This window comes from Paenibacillus shenyangensis (assembly GCF_000346635.1).
GTDB lineage: Bacteria > Bacillota > Bacilli > Paenibacillales > Paenibacillaceae > Saccharibacillus > Saccharibacillus dauci.
This window is the reverse complement of record NZ_AOIG01000002.1, coordinates 226694-250071: the sequence shown is the minus strand read 5'-3', so window position 1 is coordinate 250071 and position 23378 is coordinate 226694. Positions and strand designations below refer to the sequence as shown.

General features: G+C 47.4%; 22 protein-coding genes. 11 read left to right on the top strand and 11 right to left on the bottom strand.

Annotated features, from left to right (window positions below; translation table 11 throughout):
- Nucleotides 1-91 precede the first annotated feature (91 nt).
- The gene (locus tag H065_RS24920; RefSeq protein ID WP_017811162.1) at nucleotides 92-1465 is read right to left on the bottom strand and encodes a DUF2252 domain-containing protein; all 1374 of its coding nucleotides are present in this window, start codon (nucleotides 1463-1465) and stop codon (nucleotides 92-94) included.
- 242 nt (nucleotides 1466-1707) lie between these two features.
- Here H065_RS24920 and H065_RS28425 point away from each other — a divergent pair, with 242 nt between their 5' ends.
- Nucleotides 1708-1830 carry a hypothetical protein gene (locus tag H065_RS28425; protein WP_017811161.1) on the top strand — a complete coding sequence of 41 codons (123 nt, stop codon included), beginning with the start codon at nucleotides 1708-1710 and terminating at the stop codon, nucleotides 1828-1830.
- A gap of 92 nt (nucleotides 1831-1922) precedes the next feature.
- Here the strand turns inward: H065_RS28425 and H065_RS0101120 are convergent, their stop codons facing one another.
- Nucleotides 1923-2123: a hypothetical protein gene (locus tag H065_RS0101120; protein WP_017811160.1), complete on the bottom strand. Its 201-nt coding sequence runs from the start codon at nucleotides 2121-2123 to the stop codon at nucleotides 1923-1925.
- A 283-nt stretch (nucleotides 2124-2406) separates the two neighbouring features.
- Between H065_RS0101120 and H065_RS0101115 the strand changes: the two genes are divergently transcribed.
- Nucleotides 2407-3213, top strand: a complete 807-nt coding sequence (locus H065_RS0101115; RefSeq protein ID WP_017811159.1) for a hypothetical protein — start codon at nucleotides 2407-2409, stop codon at nucleotides 3211-3213.
- A gap of 276 nt (nucleotides 3214-3489) precedes the next feature.
- On the opposite strand, the gene H065_RS0101110 is transcribed toward H065_RS0101115, so the two are convergent.
- Nucleotides 3490-4962 carry an aminotransferase-like domain-containing protein gene (locus tag H065_RS0101110; RefSeq protein ID WP_017811158.1) on the bottom strand — a complete coding sequence of 491 codons (1473 nt, stop codon included), beginning with the start codon at nucleotides 4960-4962 and terminating at the stop codon, nucleotides 3490-3492.
- 162 nt (nucleotides 4963-5124) lie between these two features.
- Between H065_RS0101110 and H065_RS0101105 the strand changes: the two genes are divergently transcribed.
- Nucleotides 5125-6072: a DMT family transporter gene (locus H065_RS0101105; RefSeq protein WP_017811157.1), complete on the top strand. Its 948-nt coding sequence runs from the start codon at nucleotides 5125-5127 to the stop codon at nucleotides 6070-6072.
- A gap of 218 nt (nucleotides 6073-6290) precedes the next feature.
- Here H065_RS0101105 and H065_RS26765 read toward each other — a convergent pair whose 3' ends face one another.
- Together H065_RS26765 and kimA are read right to left on the bottom strand one after the other, a co-directional pair.
- Nucleotides 6291-6866 carry a hypothetical protein gene (locus H065_RS26765; protein ID WP_017811156.1) on the bottom strand — a complete coding sequence of 192 codons (576 nt, stop codon included), beginning with the start codon at nucleotides 6864-6866 and terminating at the stop codon, nucleotides 6291-6293.
- A gap of 184 nt (nucleotides 6867-7050) precedes the next feature.
- Nucleotides 7051-8868, bottom strand: a complete 1818-nt coding sequence (kimA, locus tag H065_RS0101095) for a potassium transporter KimA (RefSeq protein ID WP_017811155.1) — start codon at nucleotides 8866-8868, stop codon at nucleotides 7051-7053.
- 340 nt (nucleotides 8869-9208) lie between these two features.
- Between kimA and H065_RS0101090 the strand changes: the two genes are divergently transcribed.
- The 6 genes from H065_RS0101090 to H065_RS0101065 all read left to right on the top strand — a co-directional run bounded on the left by H065_RS0101090 (nucleotide 9209) and on the right by H065_RS0101065 (nucleotide 14616).
- Nucleotides 9209-9454: a hypothetical protein gene (locus tag H065_RS0101090; protein ID WP_017811154.1), complete on the top strand. Its 246-nt coding sequence runs from the start codon at nucleotides 9209-9211 to the stop codon at nucleotides 9452-9454.
- Between the two features lie 256 nt (nucleotides 9455-9710).
- Complete coding sequence (locus H065_RS0101085; RefSeq protein ID WP_017811153.1) at nucleotides 9711-9932, top strand: helix-turn-helix transcriptional regulator; 222 nt, start codon at nucleotides 9711-9713, stop codon at nucleotides 9930-9932.
- Nucleotides 9929-10348, top strand: coding sequence for a hypothetical protein (locus tag H065_RS0101080; RefSeq protein ID WP_017811152.1), 420 nt, complete (start codon nucleotides 9929-9931; stop codon nucleotides 10346-10348). The genes H065_RS0101085 and H065_RS0101080 overlap by 4 nt, the downstream gene beginning before the upstream one ends.
- Nucleotides 10349-10685: 337 nt before the next feature.
- The gene (locus H065_RS26760) at nucleotides 10686-11588 is read left to right on the top strand and encodes a hypothetical protein (RefSeq protein WP_017811151.1); all 903 of its coding nucleotides are present in this window, start codon (nucleotides 10686-10688) and stop codon (nucleotides 11586-11588) included.
- A 405-nt stretch (nucleotides 11589-11993) separates the two neighbouring features.
- Nucleotides 11994-13409: an MATE family efflux transporter gene (locus tag H065_RS0101070; RefSeq protein ID WP_017811150.1), complete on the top strand. Its 1416-nt coding sequence runs from the start codon at nucleotides 11994-11996 to the stop codon at nucleotides 13407-13409.
- A gap of 160 nt (nucleotides 13410-13569) precedes the next feature.
- Entirely contained in the window at nucleotides 13570-14616 is a 1047-nt protein-coding gene (locus tag H065_RS0101065; RefSeq protein ID WP_017811149.1) for a glycosyl hydrolase family 18 protein, read from the top strand.
- Nucleotides 14617-14691: 75 nt separating this feature from the next.
- Here the strand turns inward: H065_RS0101065 and H065_RS24905 are convergent, their stop codons facing one another.
- The gene (locus H065_RS24905) at nucleotides 14692-15669 is read right to left on the bottom strand and encodes a MerR family transcriptional regulator (RefSeq protein ID WP_017811148.1); all 978 of its coding nucleotides are present in this window, start codon (nucleotides 15667-15669) and stop codon (nucleotides 14692-14694) included.
- Nucleotides 15670-15770: 101 nt separating this feature from the next.
- Here H065_RS24905 and H065_RS26755 point away from each other — a divergent pair, with 101 nt between their 5' ends.
- A complete protein-coding gene (locus H065_RS26755) occupies nucleotides 15771-16895 on the top strand; it encodes a copper amine oxidase N-terminal domain-containing protein (protein WP_017811147.1) in 1125 nt (374 codons plus the stop codon).
- A gap of 188 nt (nucleotides 16896-17083) precedes the next feature.
- On the opposite strand, the gene H065_RS0101050 is transcribed toward H065_RS26755, so the two are convergent.
- Both H065_RS0101050 and H065_RS0101045 read right to left on the bottom strand, forming a co-directional pair.
- A complete protein-coding gene (locus H065_RS0101050) occupies nucleotides 17084-17620 on the bottom strand; it encodes a hypothetical protein (protein ID WP_017811146.1) in 537 nt (178 codons plus the stop codon).
- Between the two features lie 180 nt (nucleotides 17621-17800).
- On the bottom strand, nucleotides 17801-18253 hold the full coding sequence (locus tag H065_RS0101045) for a DUF4385 domain-containing protein (RefSeq protein ID WP_017811145.1): 453 nt from the start codon (nucleotides 18251-18253) through the stop codon (nucleotides 17801-17803).
- Between the two features lie 180 nt (nucleotides 18254-18433).
- On the opposite strand from H065_RS0101045, the gene lepB reads away from it, so the two are divergent.
- A complete protein-coding gene (gene lepB / locus H065_RS24895) occupies nucleotides 18434-18943 on the top strand; it encodes a signal peptidase I (protein ID WP_017811144.1) in 510 nt (169 codons plus the stop codon).
- Nucleotides 18944-19071: 128 nt separating this feature from the next.
- Here lepB and H065_RS0101035 read toward each other — a convergent pair whose 3' ends face one another.
- The 3 genes from H065_RS0101035 to H065_RS0101025 all read right to left on the bottom strand — a co-directional run bounded on the left by H065_RS0101035 (nucleotide 19072) and on the right by H065_RS0101025 (nucleotide 23162).
- Nucleotides 19072-20331 (bottom strand): cation:proton antiporter, encoded by a 1260-nt coding sequence (locus H065_RS0101035; RefSeq protein ID WP_017811143.1) that lies wholly within the window; start codon nucleotides 20329-20331, stop codon nucleotides 19072-19074.
- 252 nt (nucleotides 20332-20583) lie between these two features.
- Nucleotides 20584-22080, bottom strand: a complete 1497-nt coding sequence (gene nagE / locus H065_RS0101030; RefSeq protein WP_017811142.1) for an N-acetylglucosamine-specific PTS transporter subunit IIBC — start codon at nucleotides 22078-22080, stop codon at nucleotides 20584-20586.
- A 215-nt stretch (nucleotides 22081-22295) separates the two neighbouring features.
- Entirely contained in the window at nucleotides 22296-23162 is an 867-nt protein-coding gene (locus tag H065_RS0101025; RefSeq protein WP_017811141.1) for a PRD domain-containing protein, read from the bottom strand.
- Nucleotides 23163-23378: the final 216 nt, after the last annotated feature.

Sequence of the window (23378 nt, the reverse complement as noted above, 5' to 3'; positions counted from 1 at the left end):
AAAAGAATTACTGTACAGCAGCCTAAAGATTAAGCATACGAATTAAGTTTGTTCCATCGATAGAGCAGTATTTGTTGCTATTGGGTTCGGTTCAGCTGTCTGCTTCGACTTCGTGTGCAGCAGAATCCGCTGCCGTCTGAAAAGAAGCCGCCCACTCGCAGAACAGCTGATAGTCCCGTTCCACCTGATCGGTATAGGCATGCGCCCATCGGGAAATATGCTGGACAAAAGCATCCGGCTTGCTGCCCATGGCTTTGTAAATCTCGCGTTCACTGTGATAAGGCAGGATGCCTTCGCTAACATCGCGGTCAGCACGGGAGTGCATTTTGGCAGTTAATTGAGCCATGGTGGACAGGATCTTTTGCATATCGTCGGTGCTCTGGATATTCTCCAGCTTCAGCCGTTTCTTGTAAGGCGAACGTTCACGTACATAGAAATCGCGACCCTCCAGCGTAAGATAGCCCAGATACGGATCCGCCTTGTGATGCATTGCCTGCTGTGTGGTCGTCACGCGTTTGCCCTGATGGCCAAATTTTTGCCAGAACGATTCGGTATACGGGAGGAAATAGGCAGGTACCGGTGCGCGTACTTCTTTGACTTCCAGGATCAGGTCATCTTCGCCTTCGCCGGTTGCTCCGCCTTCGATTAGCACATAATAGCGATCGAGGCCGATTGAGGCCGTACCTGATCCGTGCTTGATCGCGATATCCTTGATCTTGTAGTGATTCACATCGTCTTCACAGCATAGCAGGGTATCTTGATACGATGTCCATGCCTGTTCGAGCAGCTCCTGTTCCCGGGCAGACGGGATCGCCAGCTCGCTATTCTCCAGAAATACACGATCGCTCTGCATCACAGCAGTTACCTTTTCGAGGAAATGTCCCTGACGGCGCTTTTCCAGCTTGCGCAGCAGTTTGCGGACAGGTCCCTTGGCATTGGATTCATCCATGATGAATTTGGCAGGATTCTCTTTGCCTTCGGCGTAGCAGCGAATCTGCTTGTAGTAGGAGAGGATGTAGTGCTCCAGCATGGATAGCTGCTGCTCCCGATCATAGCCCAGCTGGCGGCAGACGAGCGCGATACTAACGGACATGCGCAGTACATCATAGACATACGAGCCGACATATCCTTCATCAAAGTCATTCACATCGTAGACGATATCGCCCGATTCATTGCGGAAAGCTCCAAAGTTCTCAAAATGCAGATCGCCCTGAATCCATGTCGGACGATCTGCTGGTGTATGATACGGGAAATAATGCCGGGTTGCATCATAATAGAACAGATACGCACTTCCCCGGAAAAAAGAAAATGCCGTCTGGCTCATCTTGCTGTATTTCTCGGCCCGTTTCTGCGGATTCAGATTCATGATATTGGCATCAAATTCATCCAGCACCGAGACCAGTGTATCCCGGCGAAGCTTGGTGCGCGTGCGAATGACATTTTCGGTAATCGCTTGATCTACCATATTGTATTCCCCCTTATGTACGGCTTTTTAGCCATTATCATATCGCAAATCAACATCCCGTAAAAGTAAATTTTTCCATAGGGAGGAAGAGCGGCAGGAGAGTATAAAAAAGGTCGGTTACCCAGCATATACAGCATGGATCATTACTGCCTAGAACGTGCCCGATGTTTCACAAGTAGCCATTATGGGAAATGAAGAAAGAGCGTTTGGTATCAATACCGTTTGGGAAAAGAGGGATAACTATGCATATTGTTTGGTCTTCACTGATTATTAGCGGTTCCATTATACTGGTAGCAGTCGTCTTTCTTGTGCTGCTGATTGTGCTGATGGTTCGCATGATGCGTAATCGCAATAGTGGTAGATAATTTACTGTATGTACATAAGCCTGATGGGTCTGCCGGAGAAAAGGTAGACTCATCAGGCTTTTTAGCTAGAACCAGGATGCTTGGGATTTATATTATCCATGAGTATCTTTTGAAAAGACAGAGAGATGATCTGCTTTTCTCCAAAGGCTGGCGGTCCAGAACTGCTGTCCATCCTCATTATTATTTAATACAAACAGATGAGCGCGATCGATTCCGTCTGCAGCGAGTGCATTCACCATTCCTTCGGTGTGTTGCCAGAGTGCGATCATGCCGTCATAGGCTTCTATTTTCATTTCGCGGATGTTAATCCTGTTTATGGGTCTTCCTGTGAAGGTAATATTTATATACTGCTTCTTGCTATTTCCATCTATTTGAGTGGTTGTTCGGAATTTTTCAATTTTTTCTGGTAATTCTTTGTTTCAACGCGTAGCATAAGGAGAGAACACGAATGATTATGTCAGACACCCCGCTCCGCTGTGTCTGATTTTCCGAAGCGGAGCCATTGACAACGATTGAACCATTGGATGTACAGATTGATGTATATCCCAAAAGCATATCATATCAGGAGGCACTCCTTTGAATATAAAAAAGAATATTAAAAAATGGGTATTTCTCACTGTCATTTTGAGCGCAATCTGTATTGAGACAGTATCGGCAGCCCGTCTGCATTCCTGTCAAACGGCGACAACCAGTTCACCTGTTCTGGTCAGTACAATTCATGCGGAGGGACAGGAAGTGGCACCTGTCGATCCCGGCGAACCGGAGGGACTGCTGGAGACAATCATGACCGATGAAGAGCGCGGGATTACCATAGAAGGTGCTCTTGGCAAAGACGGTAACTACCACAATCTGTCCTTGCATACACCGATGTTCCAGTGTACCCTGCTGGGAACGCAGGTGAGTAACACTTCCTACGCGCCGCTGATCAGTGAAGCGGATCTGGATGGAGATGGACAGCAGGAGATAATCGTGAACCTCACGTATGGATATGGTACCGGGGCATATCTGAACACGATTCAGGTATTCCGCCCGAATGGAGATTCGGTGCCGGTTGAACCACTCAGCAATTCAGTCCAGCGCCAGTTTACTACCGAGCTGGACAAAGAAAATATTCAGCTCCATGTGAATGACCAGACAACGACGATTCCTGTAGATACATTCGCACAGCCACCAGCAGCAAATGAGCCAAACTATATTCACGGTGGAGATGTGCAGCAGTATACAGTAGAGGATAATCAGATCCATGCTGTCTATTCCCTGCAAGCTGGTACATCGGAGTTCATTGGAGAACTGGATGCTGTCTATCGGTATGATAAAGGAATGCTGCGACTGCAGCCATTAACGCTGCAGCTGGATGCGCCTTATCGGGAATCAGGCAAATAATACCCGGACACTTGGACTTTGGTGACAATTATTAAACCTGTATGAATAACGAACCACATAGCAAAAGGCGGCCTACGGAAGACCGCCTATCGGACAACGTGAAGCCTGATTTTACAAAAAAACAGAGGATATCAGGTTTTTTTGTGCTGTTTGCGTATAGATCCTAATCGATAATCAGCATTATATCTTACCTGATATATGGATAATAACAGCAAGTAACTAAAAACTCTGGAGAATAAGCCGGTATTCTCTCGGGAATTTATGATTTTCCACCCTTTACTGCCCAATTATGTCCCGGGAAATATTTATCAATTCGCGCATCCCTGTTCGAATCTGTGTCTCGCTCGCAAAAGAAAAACTAAGACGGATATACTGTCCACATTGCTCACGGACGTCAAATAGTGAACCGGGTACCAGACTGATCTGCCGGGCCAGACATGCACGAAGCAGCAGAGGAACCGAGAGATGATCAGGCACTCTTACCCACAGACTGAGCCCACCCTGCGGTTGCTTATAATACCAGCCCGCCTGATCGAGTTCCTGCTGCATAATCTCCATGCGAATGCGCAGAGCGATCCGCAGTTTGTCCAGATGGCGATGCAGACGATCCGACATGAAATAATGCAGGAATAGCTTCTGATTGAGCAGCGGTGTACCGCCATCTGAGAGAGACTTGGCAGCGAGCAGCTGGGACATCCATGGCTGCCGGGCAGCGATACAGGCGATTCTCAGACCAGGAGAGATATATTTGCTGAAGCTGCGGATATGAATCGTATAACCTTCTGTATCATAGGCGAATACAGGAGCAGGAGGCTTGCGGTCAAAGTAGATATCGCTGCAGGTATCATCTTCGATCAACAGACATTTATACTGTGCCGCCAGATCAACCAGCTGCTTGCGTTGTTCGACCGGAATACAGATACCGGTCGGATTATGAAAAGTAGGATTCAGATAAAACAACCGTGGACGATAGCGCTTCATAATCTGTTCAATCTCCTGCAGATCGTAGCTGCCATCCTGAATACCGATCGATAGCAGGCGTGCTCCTTTTTGCCGGAATACATCTATTGCATTGGCGTACGTAGGCGATTCGACCAACACCGGATCACCAGGGCGAATCCAGATATCGGCGATCAGATGAATCGCCTGCTGGGCTCCACTGGTAATCAGCAGTTCCTCTGCATCCAGATGCAATTGAGCAGATCGTCTAAAGTAGTCGGCCAGCATTTCGCGGAGTTCCAGATCTCCCTGCACCTGGGCATACGTACCAAGCAGCTTGGGATACAGATCGAATACTTCTTTCATATACTCGGCAAAGTAATGATTGGGCAGCAGGTTCGGATCAATCAGCGCCTGCGAGAACTGGTACCGCGCGGGCAACTGATGTAGCGCAGCCATATTGCCATCAAACAGGACAGGTTCAGGGGCATGATCAAGGCTTGCACTGATTGCTGGCGGAGCTGCATAATAACCCGATTTGTGCCGTACGTACACAAGTCCGGAATCTTTGAGCTGCTGATAAGCTTTGAGAATAGTCAACCGATGCATTCCGCTTTCTTCTGCCAACTGGCGTACCGAAGGCAGTTTCTCATGAGCCTGCCAGTCCCCACGACGAATACGTGCTTCCAGATACGCACTGATCTGGCGAAAAGATTTAGAAGTATTATGGGAATTAATGGTATTTTTGTGGAGCGAACCAGACTGCGGGGAAGTCTTCTCTGTATACGGATCAACGGGGAATGAAGTCATAATTGGCAAAGCTCCTTTCAACAAATGTCGTTCCTATGTACTTCGGTTCAGGTGTTTATCATACTCTACCGCAGTGGGTCGTTAAAGTCATCTGTTCTGTATATCCTCATCTGGTCTGTATGGTTTCCTTTACAATAGCAGAACGAAGAGGGGGAATAACCGATGATTATGATAGGCTACATAATAATGTGCATTATTTTTGGAACGACTTTCCTGGCGATCAAGGTGGGTGTGGATGCCGGCTTGCCACCATTTGGGAGTGCAGGCATACGGTTTGCCCTGGCAGGTCTGATATTGATGTGCATCATGTATATGCGCGGCAAAGCCAGCTTCTCGGTCTTGTGGCGGCGGGAGACACTGCTGATCGGTGCCAGTATGACCTTTATGACCTTTGCGAGTCTGTATTGGGCAGAGCAGTATGTTACCTCCGGTGTAGGCGCGCTGCTGTCGGCAACCGGCCCGGCGATGATTCTGCTCATTCGGGCACTGATACTGAAAGTACGTGTTCCTGCGCTGGCATTTGTAGGTGCAGTAATCGGACTAGCGGGTGTGGGGCTGCTGATGCTGCCGGGTCTGGCAGGCGGCGGAGATTACCATCCACTGTGGATGATCGCCTGTGTGGTCGTGGTTGTGGGTGAGATTGGCTATGCCAGCGGAGCAGTCTATTCCAAGCAGGTATCATCGGCTCTTAAGGAAATTTCGTCGGTGTCCCAGAATGCTGCCCAGCTACTGCATGGCGGGTGGATGCTGCTCGTCTTGTCTCTGATTACCGAGCATAACCAGATGCATATCGAGGCGTTCGGATCAGCGGCAGCTATTGGCTCTCTGGTATATCTGATCGTGGTCGGTTCGATGGGAGGGCATACGCTGTTCTATTGGTTAATATCCCGGACGAATCCGGTATTTCCTTCGACCTGGCTGTATATCTCACCAATCCTTGCTCTGCTGCTGGGATGGCTGGTATATGGAGAACCGCTGAGCTGGATAATGGCAGCTGGTGCAGCTGTGGTACTGATCGGAGTGCTCCTGACCAATCTGGATTCCCTGCTGGGGTTATGGGATATCCGTCGCAGACAAGAAAACAAGCTGGAGCCCATAGGACAGAAATAGATGATAATCATAAGCTTAATACCGCTTATGGGTATGGATGCAGTATGGCTATAGGTCGAGTAAATGTTGTTGTCCTAAAAAAGACGAGGTGCATCTCCTGGAGATACGCCTCGTCTTCATTTTGTTATACCGTTCATTTCTGTGCCTGCACGTTAAGATGCGCATAGCGTAGTTCTCCAAACAACTACGCTTTTTGTGCAGCAGTGGCAAGACTGATTTTATAGATTAATCGCATAAATACCCGGCTTGTTGTCAATCGCGCCGATCCAGATCTGACCATTGCCAATCATAACGCCGCGGGAGCTGACCATCACCTGATTCACATTCTGTGTGGACAATGCCCGGCGGACATTGGATGTCATAATGGACGTATATTCATTCAAAAACTGCTTCTGGTTCAGGATGGAACGTTTGGTACCGTTGGCGGCATTCACTACCAGCGGATAAGAGACACGTTTGGCGACAGCATCACGGTTGCCATTTGCAACTGCGCGCTTCAGATTGGCAAAGTAGCCAGTGAACTGTTTGGCTGAGCTAAAGCCTGCCGTGTTCACCAGTGAAGTAGCCAGATTAGTGGAACTGCTAGTATTGCCCGAACTGGTATTGCCGGACGAACTGCTCTGCGGTGTCGACGGAGTTTTGGGTACAGATGGTACTACCGGTACAGAAGGAGACGCTACACTTGAAGGCTCGGCTGCCGGTACCGTCAGATCAGATGCGGCATAAGCGGACGAAGCCAGCGTAGAAGCCAGCATGACCGCAGCAAAGGTTGCTGCGCTCTTTTTTATATTCATTAATATCCCTCCAGACGATAGGTTCATGATTATGGATATTATACCCAGTACACTTGCATTATCCAACAAAATAACGGAAATGTAAAACATGAATTCAGGCGTTATCATGGACAATTCTAGGCAGCAAAAAGCCCCTCTGTGCAAGAGGGGCTTTGCATTGTCATGTATAGCTATCGATTAGCAGTTAGCTTTTGAGATGATAAGGCACAGTCGCTACGACAACATCTTTATAGTTAATCAGATAAGCACGCATTAGCAGACTCGTTTGATTATGCAGGATACTCTCCCACCAGTGCTTGGTGACAAACTGTGGAATCAGAATGGTAATATGATCGGTCGCTGATGTTTTCCATTCCACCGTATCAATAAACCGGCGCAACGGCCCCAGAATACTGCGGTAACGGGACTTGAGTACAATCAGGCGTACACCGGGGTCCCATTGTTCCCATTTGTCTTCCATTTTGCGGATAGCTTCATCATCGAAGCCGACATAGACGGCAACCACATTGGGCGACAGTGTCTTGGCATAACTGATCGTATTCATTACGACACGGGTAATACCTGCCACCGGAATGATGATCGTATTGCCTTTGATCTGGGGTTTGTCTGTCGTGATATCAATCCGCAGCTGCTCGGCTGTATTCTGATAGTGAATATAGATCTTGTAGAAAATATAGACGACGATCGGCAGGAAAATAAAGATAATCCATACCTGGGCAAACTTGGTGAAGATAAAGATCAGTGTGATGGACAATGTTGTCAGCATACCGATCGTATTAATCGCCAACTTGAGTATCCAGTTAGCAGGTTTGAGCTTGATCCAGCGAATCATCATGCCCAGCTGTGACAGCGTGAACGGAATGAATACACCCACGGCATAGAGCGGAATCAGACTGTCTGTCTCTCCATGGAACACGATAACGAGCAGAGCCGAAGCCAGACTGAGGAAAATGATACCGTTGGAAAAGCCGAGACGGTCACCGCGTACCATGAACATATGCGGCATGTATTTATCCTTGGCAAGCATAAAAGCGAGCAGCGGAAATGCTGAGTAGGCTGTATTGGCTGCCAGGAACAGGATCAGTGCCGTCACACCCTGTATAATATAATAGATAATCCCGTTGCCAAAGGTCATCCGGGCAATCTGCGAGATAACGGTCTCCTTGCCTGATGGAGTGACGCCATACCAGTAGGCGAGCAGTGTAATCCCGATAAACATACCACCCAGGATCAGACCCATCATGAGCAGGGTAGCTGCTGCATTGCGCTCGGCAGGCTGGCGGAAGTTCGGAATGGCGTTGGATACAGCCTCAACCCCTGTCAGTGCCGAACACCCGGAGCTGAATGCCTTGAGCAGCAGGAACAGACTGACATTGGATACCGTCGTACCAAATTCCGGAGCAGCTGCTTCGATACCACCGGTCATGTATTTGATCATTCCACTGATAATCAGGAAGAAAATCGAAATAACGAACAGATAGATCGGAATCGCCAGTACTGAAGCTGATTCGGTAACCCCGCGCAGATTCATCAGCGTCAGGAATACAATCATTACCAGTGCAATCAATACCCTGTGATCATGCAATACCGGAAATGCGGAAGTAATCGCATCCGTACCTGCCGAGGAACTTACCGCTACCGTCAGCACGTAATCGACCAGCAGCGATCCACCAGCGATCAGACTGGAAGCCTGCCCCAGATTATCCTTGGCGACAATATATGCTCCACCGCCTGTTGGATAAGCAAAAATTGTTTGACGATACGAAATCACCAGAATAACCAGCAGTCCCAATACAGCTATAGAGATTGGAACGGAATACCATAATGCTGCAAAACCAGCAACCATCAGAACCAGCAAAATCTGCTCGGTTCCGTATGCCACCGATGATAGCGCATCGGAAGACAGTATGGCGAGTGCTTTAAGCTTACCCAGCTTTTCAGCTTCCAATTCTGCTGACTTCATTGGTCTTCCGATTAATACACGCTTTACCTTGCCAAACATCGTACACCCTCGTTTCATTAATTAAATGTTTTTTTTGGTTGGTTACCACAAAGGATCGCCTGCTGAATAGACAGCCAAAAGGCAGAGTAATCGATACACAAAAATAGGAATAAGCAAAATGTTAAATTTTATATACACCTATTCAGCATCTCTCAAGCAGAACGCTATTGGGGCTATGCCCGAAGTGATATCGGACAAGCGTATTTCATTATACTCCTGCTTTGCAAAAAGTCATGCTATATTTTGCGAAAATTTGTTAAAATTAAGTCATAAGTAAGTCAACTGATGTTAGATTGTGAAATCCACTATCGAATCATAGTCAAACCTGAAGGAGAAACCTATGAAAAAAGTCATGATCCGTTTGCTGATCATTCTATCTTTAGCCCTGCTGGTGGGCATTATAACCTGTTTTTATCTTGGTTATTTCATGTACGCCTACGGCATGATTTTCCTGATTATAGCTGTATTATTTGGGCTAGGACAGGCAGCCAGTGTCAACAATAGTGTCTGGCTGCACCAGAATAGCTATGATCGTCATATCCGTGAACAGACAGAGCTTTATCGTGCAGATAGAGAGAAGGAGTGAATCCGGCTGCCGCAAGACGGATTCGGATCGCAACTGATCGGAAAATGCGGACGGATCACAGATGATACAGGCGAGAATCCATAGATATACTTTTATATAGAAGAAAGCAGCTCATTCGTATAAGCGAATGGGCTGCTTTTTTTGCTGTGTCTAACCGAAAAAAGAAGATCGATACATGCCTTATAGAATGGGAAATGTAAAGTAAACTTGACATCGGGAGTGTTTTCCATAAAAATGGAAGTATGGAGGGGTGAGCATGAGAAGTGAGCATCATCTGAGAAATGAAGTCAAACTGCTGCGTGAACTGAATGGTTATTCGCAGGAACAGCTGGGGACCCTGCTGGGCGTATCCCGGCAGACGATCAATGCAATTGAGCGGGGCAAATACAATCCATCTCTACCTCTCGCCCTGCAGCTGGCAAAAGTGTTCCGGACGACTGTCGAGCATATTTTCTTTTTGGAGGAGGAATCATCATGAGCAAAACACAAATATCACAGGCATCAAAAAACCGCATGTTGACCCGAATCATGTTTGTACTGATAGGAGTAGTTCAACTATACGTTATCATCAGCGGTATTTATATGCGTATGGAAATGGGCAGGGAGATCGATTGGATGAGTTATGTGCCCAATATTGGACTGGTGATTATTTTCCTGACATGGGCTTTTATGAGTGAAGAATTTTTTGTCCGTGGGGATGAACGCCTGAATGCTATTCGCAAGCAGGCCATTTATATGACTTTTTACTTTATTCTTGGCTACATGGTGATTATATACATTCTGACGTTGTTTCCATCTATGCCACTGACTGCCAATCAGGCGATCATGCTGCCATTATATATAGGATCGATCACTCTGCAGATTATTCATGCCATTTTACTACGAAAAAACTAGCATAGTATAGCTAGATAGCCAGCGAAGAAGTTTATTCTCCCATAAGCAGTATACCCATCTACATAATTACCATCTGCAGCTCATGCAGATGGTTTTTTTTGGCATCAGAGACCATATAGAAGATGCAATATACCCTATAGCTGCAAAAATAATAACAAAAAGTAATATTATCCATTTATAGAATATAATTGTCCGACCACTTTTCGCCGATAATATAACAAAGCACCTGAGCCATTGGCACAGGCTGCAGTGGTTTAACCAGAACAGTAGATCTGTAATGAACACAGATCCGCGTCCCATAGATACAGGCAAACCCAGAACAGACAGGAGAATGATCATGATGGGCAAAACAAAATGGATAGTTGTTGCTGCGGTAGCAGGTATGCTGCTCACCAGCTCGGCAGGTGTATATGCAGGTGCAAAGATGGAGAAAATCTCCGCTTTCAAAAATCACGGAATCAGTATCGAACTGGATGGCAAAGCCTATACGCCAATCAATTCCAATGGAGACAAGATGACGGCGATTACGTATGAAGGCACTACCTATTTACCGATTCGGGCTGTAGGAGAAACACTGAATTCCAAAGTGTTATTTGATGTGATGAACAATAAGATCATGATCCAGTCAGCCAGCGGTAAAGCAGCTGACAGTAGTACCAGCCCAACGACTTCCAAGTCAGACAGTACAGGGAAAAGTACAGCCGGAACTTCCAGCAGCTCCTCGGGTACAGCGGCTGCAGCCACTACACCTGCTGCTACGAGTACGCCGCCAACCAGCAGTAAACCTTCAGCAGCTTCCCAGTATATCAGCGCTGCCAATGAGGCTGCCAAAATCACTGCAGGCAATGTAACCGAAGGTCCGATCGGTCCTGTAGTAGAAGAGGCTGCAGCGCCACCGGTTATCAGTATGACAACAGGTGTGATTACGAGTAAATATCTGCCAACGGATTTCCCGTTTCCAGCCGATGCCGTCAAAGGAAAAGTAAGTGAACAGGTAGCCGGCGATAAAAAGCAGCTATTCCTGAACTACACTACCCAGGCGAGTCTAAAAGATATCGGAAATGCCTATCTGGCCTACTATGCCCCGCATAAGCTGAGCCTGTTCAACAATCAGGTCGATGAGACTGGCTTGAGTATTGCCGGAACGCTGGATGATAAATTCGGCGTAGCTATCCAGGGCAATCCCATGTCGCTTAAGCCAGGTTATAATGCAGTCGTCGTCACGCTCGCTGAGCAATAAATCTTCGCAAGATCATCTTTCTCTCCATGATTGCTTTCTCATCGGATTGCCGATATTTGAATAGCAAAAAAGCGTACCAATTTCCATCAGGAAATAACCAGGTACGCTTTTTTGCTATATTGCTTGCTTATGAAAACTATATAAAAATGATGTAACACAAAGCATTTTTATTTGAAGTAAAACCCTTACATACCCTTGTTTTATAGGAATGAATCAAAAACTCTGTAAAATTTTCAGAAAATTTCAATTTTAGTAGTGCAATCGGAAAATGGATATGCTAAGATACGTAGAGTTTTACAGATACCCGTCGTACTTGATCATTCATCTTCATGTAAAAACGTGAAGATTTTGCAGTTACCAACTGCCATATTAATACCCACTATGAACACAAAGGAAGGTGACATCATGAGCGCTATGAACCCTACACACGATAACAGCCCGGCAGCTGACAAACAGTTTAACCTGTTCCGTCTGACCTGGCCGATTTTCCTCGAGGTATTCCTGTTTATGTTAATGGGAATCGTCGACACATTAATGTTGAGCGATGTATCCGATAATGCAGTAGCAGCTGTCGGCACATCCAATCAGGTTATTTCAATCGCTATACTGATCCTGGAGGTAATCGGCAACGGGGCCGCTATCGTCGTAGCCCAGTACATTGGATCGCGCAAAGTACTGGAGGCGAGCCGGATTACGGCACTGGCGATTACGCTGAACCTGTCGGTCGGTCTGCTCCTGAGTACCACCTTCCTGTTGTTCGGTGGGCACCTGATGGCAGCCATGCATTTGCAGGGTGAGATTCTGGCGCTGGCAGAGAGCTATATCGCGATTGTCGGCGGAGCCATTTTTCTGCAAGCTCTGATCAATACACTGGCGGCGGTTATCCGTACGTACGGATTTACCAAGGAAACGATGTTTGTCTCGGTATTTATGAACGTATTGCACGTTGGACTGAACTATCTGCTGATCTTCGGTCACTGGGGTCTGCCGCAAATGGGCGTGCAGGGCGCAGCGATCTCCACGATCGTCAGCCGTCTCGTATGTGTGGTCATCTTCTTCTGGTTGATGTACCGCGTGATGGAAGTACGTATTCAGATTGCCGATTACTTCCGGATGTCCAAGGAATATATTCTCAAAATCCTGAAAATCGGCGTACCTTCTGCAGTAGAGCAAGTGACTTACCAGATGTGCCAGCTGGTCTTCGTATTCTATGTAACGTATCTGGGCAGTGAAGCGATGGCTTCCCGCCAGTATGCGAATAATATTTCCACCTTTATCTATCTGTTCAGTATTGCGATCGGTATGGGTACAGCGATTATCGTCGGTCGTCTGGTCGGTGCGAATCGCAAGGAAGAAGCCTATCACCGCGTCTGGAACAGTGTAAAATGGGCAATGGGCGCAACGCTGGTCATGGATGTAATCATTATCTTGATGCGCGAGCCGCTGATCGGCATGTTTACCAGCAATCCGGAAGTCATCCGCATGGCGTCACAGGTGATCCTGCTCAGCTTCCTGCTGGAGACCGGACGGACATGCAATATCGTGATTATCAACTCGCTGCGTGCTTCGGGCGATGCCAAGTTCCCGGTCTATATGGGACTGATCTCCATGGTATGTATGAGTCTGCCGCTCGGTTATCTGTTTGTATTCAAAATGGATCTTGGACTCGCAGGCATCTGGCTGGCGATAGCTGCCGATGAGTGGGTGCGGGCTGTTATTATGTACTTCCGCTGGAAGAGCAGAGCCTGGCAGAAACACTCTCTGGTGCAGCACGATGAACCGGAAACACCGGAAAATGTACCGATGGCTGCTCCGGTCTGATCGGTCAGGTAATCGGCACGGTTCAGGGATTGTCCAACTATTCATATAAGATCGCTATATTTTTACAAAACCGCCTTTTTCCGGTATCCTAAGCAAAGGATCGCCGGAAAGGCGGTTTTTTTTATACTAGTCTCATCATTTATGAAATGGAGGAATGAACATGTCATTCACGAAATGGGCAGCCACTGGTGCACTGGCGTTGCTGCTTACAGGCACGGTTGGATTTGCGGGAGATGAGACCAAAGCGGAGGCAGCCAGCGTACTCGGTTACTATACGCCGGATGATGCATCCTATCAGGCGCTTACCACCTATCATAACTATTTAACCGGTGTCTCTACCGATTCTTTTAACATGAATGCATCTGGCGGAGTAGTGGGTGATGTACCCACAAAGGCGCTATCCTATGCCAAGGCTAATCGTCTGGCGACGTATGCCTGCTTCTCGAACTTTGGTACGAGCGATTTTGATCCCGATCTGGCGCATGTCATTCTGACGAATTCATCAGTCCGCCAGAAAGCGGTTCAGAATATTGTGAATACGGTGAAGAAGAATGGCTATACCGGAGTGAATATTGATTTTGAAAGTGTGATGGCTGGAGATCGCAATGCCTTGACCGGCTTTGTAAAATCGGTATCGGATGCACTGCGTCCGGCAGGATACAAAGTGATCGTCTCGGTTCCCGCCAAGACGGAGGATGATCCATCCAATGGCTGGTCGGGTGCGTACAACTATGCAGCACTTGGCGCATCGGTCGATTTCCTTCAGGTCATGACTTACGATGAGCACGGACCATGGTCCGAACCGGGATCTGTAGCCAGCAAAGGATGGATTGAAGATTCCTTGAAGTTCTCCGTCTCTCAGGTCGCTGCATCCAAAGTGCTGATCGGTCTGCCGGATTACGGTTACGACTGGAACCTGACGACAGGTCGTGAAGAAGATCATCATCAGATCGCCGGCAAAAAGATCGCTGCCCTGGTGAAGAAAGCCGGAGCGGCGGTGAAATGGGATGCAGCAACGTCATCCCCTTACTTTAACTATACGGACAGCCAGGGCAGCAAGCATGTGGTCTGGTATGAGAATGCACGCAGCATAGAGGAAAAAGCCCATCTGGTACCAGCCTACAAATTGGGCGGCGCCTCCGTCTGGGCATTGGGTATGGAAGATAATATGTTCTGGGCAGCTGTCCAAAAAGGCATGAAGCCATAACCATGCAGCGTTAGAAGAAAAGTCGAATACATGAGAAAGGCTGCATATCTGTATATGCAGTCCTTTTTGTGTCCATCAGCGGATAGAGATGGCGAGCAGGGTGAACCAATTATCCTGAGGATTCAGACGGGTGGCGATAAAGCCATGGCTGTTCAGCCAATCCAGCAGAAACTCTGCATGGGGCCCATTCCCGTCAGAGAGGATACTGGTGCGATCGGTAATACAGATACGCCCGTGCGGTTTTAGCACACGCTGAATCTCCGGCAGAGCCAGCAGTTGCTGCTCGGCGCTCAGATGCTGAAGAGTGAAGCTGGAGACGACAAAGTCGAAATACTGATCCGGATAAGGGATCGCTAACAGATTGCCAATGCGCAGATCCATTTCCGGGAACTTGGAGCGGCACTGCTTGAGCATCTCCTGGGATTGATCGACACCAGACATGCGTATTCCGCGCCGCAGCAGTCTGCCCGCCAGATTGCCGGTACCTGTTCCCAGATCCAGACCATGTTCTGCTGCAATGCCCTGAATAGCACTCGCTGTGCTGTCCAGGGCTTTTTCGTAATCCGGGTATTCCCCGGTCTCGGTCTGTACATAGTCATCGTGATTTGACGCCCGTTGGTCAAAGTCCCAATGATCCTGCCAGTTCTGGCGCATCTCCCGCAGCTTCCGGGAATGGTCAGCCAGCTGATAGATTTCCCCGATCGGCAGCTCCTGTCGACTGCGCAGCAGCTCAATCATCTGGGCCGTAGTCTCGGTCATTCGCTTCATCTCCAGCCACTGGGTCGTCAGGAGCGAATGCTGCAGTTCCAGATAGTAACGCAGCCGCTCGTTGTCCGGCAGACCGGTCGGTTCCAGTACATTGCGTATATCCTTAAGCGGCATACCGGCTTCACGCAGGGCAATGATCGTCTGCAGCCGCCAGATATCTTCTTCTACAAATACCCGATACTGATTGTCCTGCTGCCGGGCAGGCTCCAATAATCCATGCTGTTCATAGAAACGGATCGTGCGTGAGGTGATGCCGAGCTTACGCGCCAGTTCGTTAATTTTCATCAGATTCCTTACCACCTTAATAAATTGCTGTATTGTACCGTTATAGTCTATAGATATTCTGCAATACTTAAGCCTGATTATAACCAAAAGGGGATAGATATATGAAGAAATTTACTACTGTGCTGCTAACCTGTCTGCTCGTCACCAGCATGGCAACAGGTAACGTTATGGCCAAATCGGATCAAGGTGGCAAATCGTCCAAATCCAGTTCCGCCAGCTCCAAATCCGAGGATAAGTCCAAAGATCGGGCGAAGCCGGAAGATAGCACCAGTGCGGTAACTGCAGTGCCAACCGATAGCAGCCAACCTGTATCGGAACCGGCTGCTCCTGCTGTGGAATCACCGGTCGCAGAACCCGCGGTCACAGAGCCTGCACCGACTGTACAGCCAAAGCCGCCAGCGGAAGATAACGCGAACACGGAGCAGGAGAACGAAAAAGAGAAAGAAAAGAAAGAAAAACAAAATAACGGAAATGGCAATGGTAAAGCGAACGGCCATTCCAAAGATAAAGTGGAAGAGAGCGCAGCCGGCGTAACCGACGATGTATATGGCAGCGGCAAAGGCAAGCAGGGATATAAAGGTCTGCTCCATGCCATCAATAATGTAAAAGACAAGCCCGCCGGACAAGTACTGGCCAATCTCTTGCTCACCCAATACGAGACACAGCTGACCCCGGAAATGCAGGCAGAACTGGAACAAATCCAGAACTCCAAAGAAGCACTGGAAAAAGCCACCGATCTGCTGGAAGAGAGCGGCAATGTAGACGATGCGACTGCCCTGCAGGAGCAGGTGATCCAATCGGACATTACCGATCTTGACAGCTACAAGCGTCTGGATGAATTATCCGACCAGATCGCAGCTGACCCGGATGCAATGAATCTGTTCGTCAACGGTACGTCTTACACAGATGCAGAGCCTGTGGTTCAGGATGGAACGACTCTGGTTCCTTTCCGCGTCGTCTCGGAAGCGTTGAATGCCAAAGTAACATGGAGTGCCAAGGATCAATCGGTCACTGTTGTAAAGGATGGTCAGACCGTCAAGCTGTATGTAAATAAAAAGAATGCAGTAGTGAACGGTAAAACAGTAAGTTTACAGGCGGCACCCGTGATGAAAAACGGCTCCACCCGTGTACCGGTACGCGTGATCAGCGAAGCGCTGGGAGCTACAGTGAAGTGGGAACCAGTGAGTGAGTCCGTTGTCATTTATGAAGAAAAAGCGTCCTCCTGATTCTGTAATACAAGAAAACTAACGCAAACAATTGATAAAATATAAAAATCAAAAAGTCATCCTCAAGAGACATAGATATGTTCTTCAAAAGGATGACTTTTTGATGTGAGACATAAACATACATACTTTCATCATACCGCTTTATAACCCAGCAAGAATTGCCGAGATAATGTATAAGAAATACAAAGTTATTGAGGTTGATCAATACTTTTTATAATCACCCAAACCAAAGCATTATAGTTCCCCTGATTTTTGCTATAAATCAAAGAAAGTTGAATTCCATGTTTCTGGTCAGTATACTCTCGGGAGGATAGACCTTGTTCACTATCATATTCTGTACTTCCGTAATTTTCTCCCAGGATCGTTACGGCAGTATCCAGATTGGATATGGGTGTATTGTTAATTTCAAAATGTTGGTTTCCTTCATCTGTAGTCGTCTGAATGGCTGTTATAATTTTTTGATCATTATATGTGACTGAGAAGTTTTTGAAATGGTAGCTATTTTTTTGAGGTAATAAATCCTGTCTTGAGCCGTATTGATCCTTTTCTAATTGATTTAGCGATTCTCCCGGCTTGATATGGTATATCGTGACATTAGATAAATCCGTATCTTTCAATGTATTCATGTTCAACTTTGCAGCAATGAATACCATTGCAACCACAGCAATAATGAGAAGCAAAAGAAAAATAAAATACTTTTTTTTACTCGTAGATACACTATTCATAGTTCTCCTTAATAGTAATTGCTCTCATAACCGTTTTTAATAGTATTTATAATTTATGAAATGGAAATAAATTGTAAGTAAAGGTTAACATACCGTGTATCTATCTTGTCAAATAACTCACAAGAATTACAAATTTTTAAAAATACATAAAAAGCTGAATCTGCAATACATATAACGGTCTTAACCATACTTCTGCTGATGCTCTTTTTTCATGCGGATATAGTCGGGGTCTTGTTTGGCTTCATCCCATTTGACCTTGAAAATGCGTGCGGATTCGGCTTTGACCGGATCGCTGGTGTATGGGAGAATCTCGCCATTCTCGTCGTACTTGCGGCCACCTTTGTGATTGGTGTAGCGGCGTGCACGGGTATAACCCATCTGCAGGAACTTGCGTGCCATGTCCATGCCGACAAAATCATTGTTTTCCTTGTATTCGAGGAACATGGCATAGATTTTCTCCGAAGATTCCGTAGCGATCTCTGGTGTTTTGAAGCGCCAGTGGGGTAGAATCTCGCCTTTGTAGGGTTCGACCATTAGCACGCCCTGTTCTCCTTTGCCGACACGATACAGCTCGGGATGTTCGCGCAGATCCAGTGTAGAGTAGTCGATATCATAGTTGAATTTCTCGGGCATATTGATCGCTCCTTTGAATAATAACTTTATTGCTTATTACCCGTTATCTGGTAAGATGGAGCTGGAAAGTAAGGTCTGCTGGATACTAAATAGCAGCAAAGAAAACAGCAAAGCATCTATAGCATCTCAATGTACATATCAATACATGTCGATCCGATATGAAAATGGAGAGTGAAAAGTGTGAACGTAACGATTGGCGGGTTGTTGATAGCAGCCTTTCTGCAAATGGCATCCCCTCAGAACTATGTGATTGATGGGCCGTCCATGCAGCCTACGCTCAAAACCGGAGATCGTGTAACGGTGACGGCTGCAGCCGAGAATGAAATTCATCGCGGCGATCTGATTCTGTATCAGGCACCCGAGGGCAGAGAATTCGTCAAGCGGGTCATCGCCCTTCCGGGAGAAAAGGTGAAAATGAAAGGCGACAAAACGTGGATTAACGGAAAAGTCATTCAGGAGCCTTATATTCAAAAAGCGGTTCAGCAAGCACATGATCAGCATTATACGTATAATATCAATGACTTCCCGACCAGTGCCAAAGAAGATAATCGTGTTGCTCCGCATAGCTTTTTTGTTCTCGGAGATAATCGTTCCAATAGCCAGGACAGCCGGATGACAGGCTTTGTCCCGATCGAAGAGGTCAAAGGGAAAGTGATCAAAATCAACGGTCACTCCGTGAGCACTAAATAGATAATAGAGTAGATCAACAAGCTATGAATCCTCGCGCATTTTGTTCCAGGCAGGATGATAGTAGATATGAAAAATCCCCCGTACTCTGGAACGAGTACAGGGGATTTTTCGTCTTGGCTTCAATAGTATTAATGATGTTCACTGTGCTTTTCTTGTTCTGAAACAGAAGCGGTATTGGGAATCAGACCGAGCTTTGTAATCAGCGGTTTGATCGTCAACCCCTGGATAATCAGCGAGAACAGTACGACGCTGAATGTCAGTACGAGTATGGTCTCCCGTCCTTCAAATCCCACCGGCAGGCTCAGAGCCAGTGCAATGGAAAGACTACCTTTTAGACCGCCCCAGTTGAGTACCCATTTGGCAGGAGTGGAGAAGTCTTTCGACCGGAACAAGCTGATAAATAGGGCCAACGTACGGGCAACCAATACAATGACAATAGCGAGTACGATAATACCCCATTTGTCGGCAAAGCTGATATTGCGGATTTCCAGACCGATCATCAGGAAGATCAGGGAGTTGGCGATCAGCGTAATAACATCCCAGAATGTATTGATATTCTGGCTGGTTGTTGGAGACATACCGATTCTTTTACCATAATTACCGAATACAAGTCCGCCAGTCACCACAGCGATAACCCCGGATACTTCCAGATGCTCTCCAATAAAATAACAGCTGAAGAACAGCAGCATGGAAAAAGCAATTTCCAGCGGATAATCGTCATAATACTTGATCAGACGAGAGAACAGGAATCCAAGTATGCCCCCGACGGCTATACCACCTACGGCAAATTGCAAAAACAACAGTATACCACTGCCAAAACCGAGCCAGCCCATACTGATATAAGTGAGCAGATACACAGTCGAGATCTGGAAAAGAACAACAGCAATCCCGTCATTCAGTAGTGATTCACCTTCCATAGTGGTCACCATTTTCTCGGAGACACCCAGTGAGCGGAAGATAGAAATGACACTGATCGGATCTGTTGCACTCATCAAGGCGGCGAAGGTGAATGCGACAACCAGAGGAAGGCCGATTAGATAATAGGAGCCCAGCATAACGAATAGGAATGACAGCAGGGTCCCTCCAAGCGCAAGAGCGATAACAGGCCGCGACTGTTCGCGCAGATGCGAAAAGGGCATCTTGAGCGTAGCATCTCCGAGCAGCACGGGCAGGAACAGCGAGATAATGATTGCCTGAAAAACATTGGACTGGGTAATGTATGTTTCTGCAGATTCCAGCACAGGAATATTCACGGTGCCAAGCAGCAACCCTACCAGTACAAGAGCGATAGACTCAGGCTGCCGCAGCTTGCGTGCAACAGCAATAACGGCCAGGGACACTGCGAGCAGAATTAGAATTTCAATAAATACTTCATTAAAATGATGCATGTACAGCCTCCGTTCCGTATAAGATACGATATGTATTTACCCATCCAGAACAAGAAATGAGCTGATTTCCTTCAATTATATACAGAATGAACAGAGAATGCAGGAAGTTGGGACCTGAAGCAATGATGTGTTGGTACTGTACAAAGCAAAAAACGTACGGCTGCTGTTAAGGGCAACCGTACGTTTTTTGTTTGTTTCTATTTATCATTCTGTTCAAAGAATCGGAGTGGTACATGCAAATGAACAGAATATTTAGGCTTTGTGATCCATAATATCCTTGATATCATCTTTGAGCGCTTCGGACTGGGTACCGAAAATCACTTGTACCGCACCATGACCAAGTCGCATGACACCAGCAGCACCCAGCTTGCGCAGCTCGGCATCGTTTACCTGACGATCATCTTTGACAACGAGTCGCAGGCGAGTAATACAAGCATCGATACTGTCGATATTGGGCGATCCGCCCAGCTGACTTAGTACCATTGCGGCTTTGCTGTCTCCGTTGTCAGCTGTAATAGCTGCGGCAGCCGGGACAGTGGCAGTTTTATCTACTGTAGTCGCAGAACTGTTGATAGCATCATCATCTTCACGTCCCGGTGTTTTGAGGTTCAACTTCACAATCAGGAAGCGGAACAGTACATAGTATACAAGAGCAAACACCAGACCTACCGGAATCATGAGCAGCGGATTGGTAGCTAGCTTCATATTGATCAGATAGTCAATCAGACCTGCTGAGAACCCGAAGCCCAGCTTCACATTCAGCATGTACATGATCAGACCGGACAGACCGGTTAGTAGCGCATGCACTACATACAGCAGCGGTGCTGTGAACATAAAGGCGAATTCCAGCGGTTCGGTAATACCGGTCAGGAAGGAAGCAACAGCCGCGCTGATAAAGATCGAAGCGACCGCTTTGCGTTTCTCCGGACGTGCTGTATGAATAATTGCAAAAGCGGCACCCGGCAGCGCGAACATCATGATCGGGAAGAAGCCGGACATGAACATGCCTGCCGATTTGTCTCCGGCAAAGAAGCGGGTCAAGTCACCGTGAACCACTTCACCGGCTGCATTGGTGTAATCTCCGATTTGGAACCAGGCAATCGAGTTCAGTACGTGATGCAGACCGATCGGCACGAGCAGACGGTTGGCGGTACCGAAGACAAAGGCACCAAATCCGCCCAGACTCACTACCCACATACCAAAAGCAGAAATTGCATCCTGGATCGGACTCCAGATCATCCCGATCAGGGACGCCAGTATAATGGTGGTAGCTGCCGTAATCATTGGAACAAAACGTTTACCCGAGAAGAATCCGAGCCAATCCGGCATCTTGATATTGTGGAAACGATTATACATATAAGCTGCCCACAGACCGACGAGGATACCGCCAAGCACGCCCATATTTAGTTTCACATCGTCGGGTATGTACCCCATAATCCCCGGAATTTCCTTGAGGATTGCTGTCAGGATCATATAACCGAGTACAGCAGAGAGAGCAGCGACCGCATCGCGGGCCATCCCGATCGCAATACCGACAGCGAAGATCAGTGCCAGATTGTCAAAAATAGCACCAGCACCTGCAGTCAGCAGCGGACCGATATAATGGTTCATAAAACCGCCTACTGTAGAGCCAAGCGGAATATCCGTCTCATAGTTGATTAAGCCAAAACCGCGCAGAATCGCAGCAGCAGGCAGTGTAGCTACCGGAAGCATCAATGAGCGACCGATTTTTTGCAAAAATTGTAGCATGGTAATCCCCCTTTGGATTATTCATTTGATTAACCCGTCATTCATTTTCGTAAGTGGTGTTATACAACAGAAGTATCGATACCGATCATAATTCATGAAAATTATTTTCATATGAAGGATCAGCGAGTGTGAAACCTGTTCTTACCGTACACCCATATCAGATCGATGTACGGTACCGGCAGGTCTATAGTAAAGTGGCGAAAATAGCAGCAGATTCAGCTGTCCGGCTTGTGTGTGCGGAACAGTCGATACAGATGCATGGTCAGGAAGCAGACTTCATCTTCGGGTACCGCCATCTGCAGCTCCTGCTCCATGACCAGCCTCATCCGCGAAGCCAGTTGGTATTCGTCGGCATACTGGTCACGAATATGCTGGATCAGCGGATTGTCGACGAGCGATCCCTGTACAATCCGCTCCAGGGCAAAGCGCAGGTGGATCATCAGGCGAACCTGACTCATGCTGCCCTGTCTGAATGTCATCTGCCGTTCCTCTTCGATCATCTGCTGCAGCTTGCCGAGCAGAGAAGACATTTTAACCAGCTGTCCCACAGGAACGTGGGTCACCGCCGAATGAATATGATACGTCAGAAACCCGGCTTCATCCTCGGGGATATCGAGTCCGAATGTCTCACGAATCATCTGCAGTGCCTGAAGTGCCACTTCGTATTCCTGTGGAAAACAAACCTGCGTCTCCTGCAGAAATGGATTCACAATCTCAATACTATGTCGTATCCGGTACACTGTGAACTGGATATGACTGGGTAGAGCAAGATAAATCTTTTCATTCAGCTTCTCTGGAAAACTCTGTCCGATCAACTGGATGATCCGGTCGGAGACATCCATGACGAGCGCATCCATATCCTCGAAAAAGGTCGGATGATTCATCATCTGCTCCCGGTCTTCCAGCCGAAACCGCTTCTCGATCCGTTCATCCGTCGTGCTCAGCTCCTGCAGGTTTTTGGCGGCGAAGCCAAGTCCTTTGCCAAGCAGTACATATTCGGTGCCTTTTACCTCATCGCAGGCCATCACGATATTGTTGCCGACCACGCGCTCCACACGTAAAATCCGATGGTCTCTGTTCATTCCGATAATCACCTCTTGCTTGCAGAATAACACGACAAGTGGCATCCGAAAAGACAGAAGAGCACAGCAGCCTGACTTTTTTTCGTGTAACCGCTAAATGGGGGACGGAACGTTCGCAAATACGCAAAAAAGAGCCAAGACAAGGAGACACGGGAATACGATAGACGTATCCTGTATCGTCCGCTGCTTGGCTCATGCCCATTGCTGGTAACACGC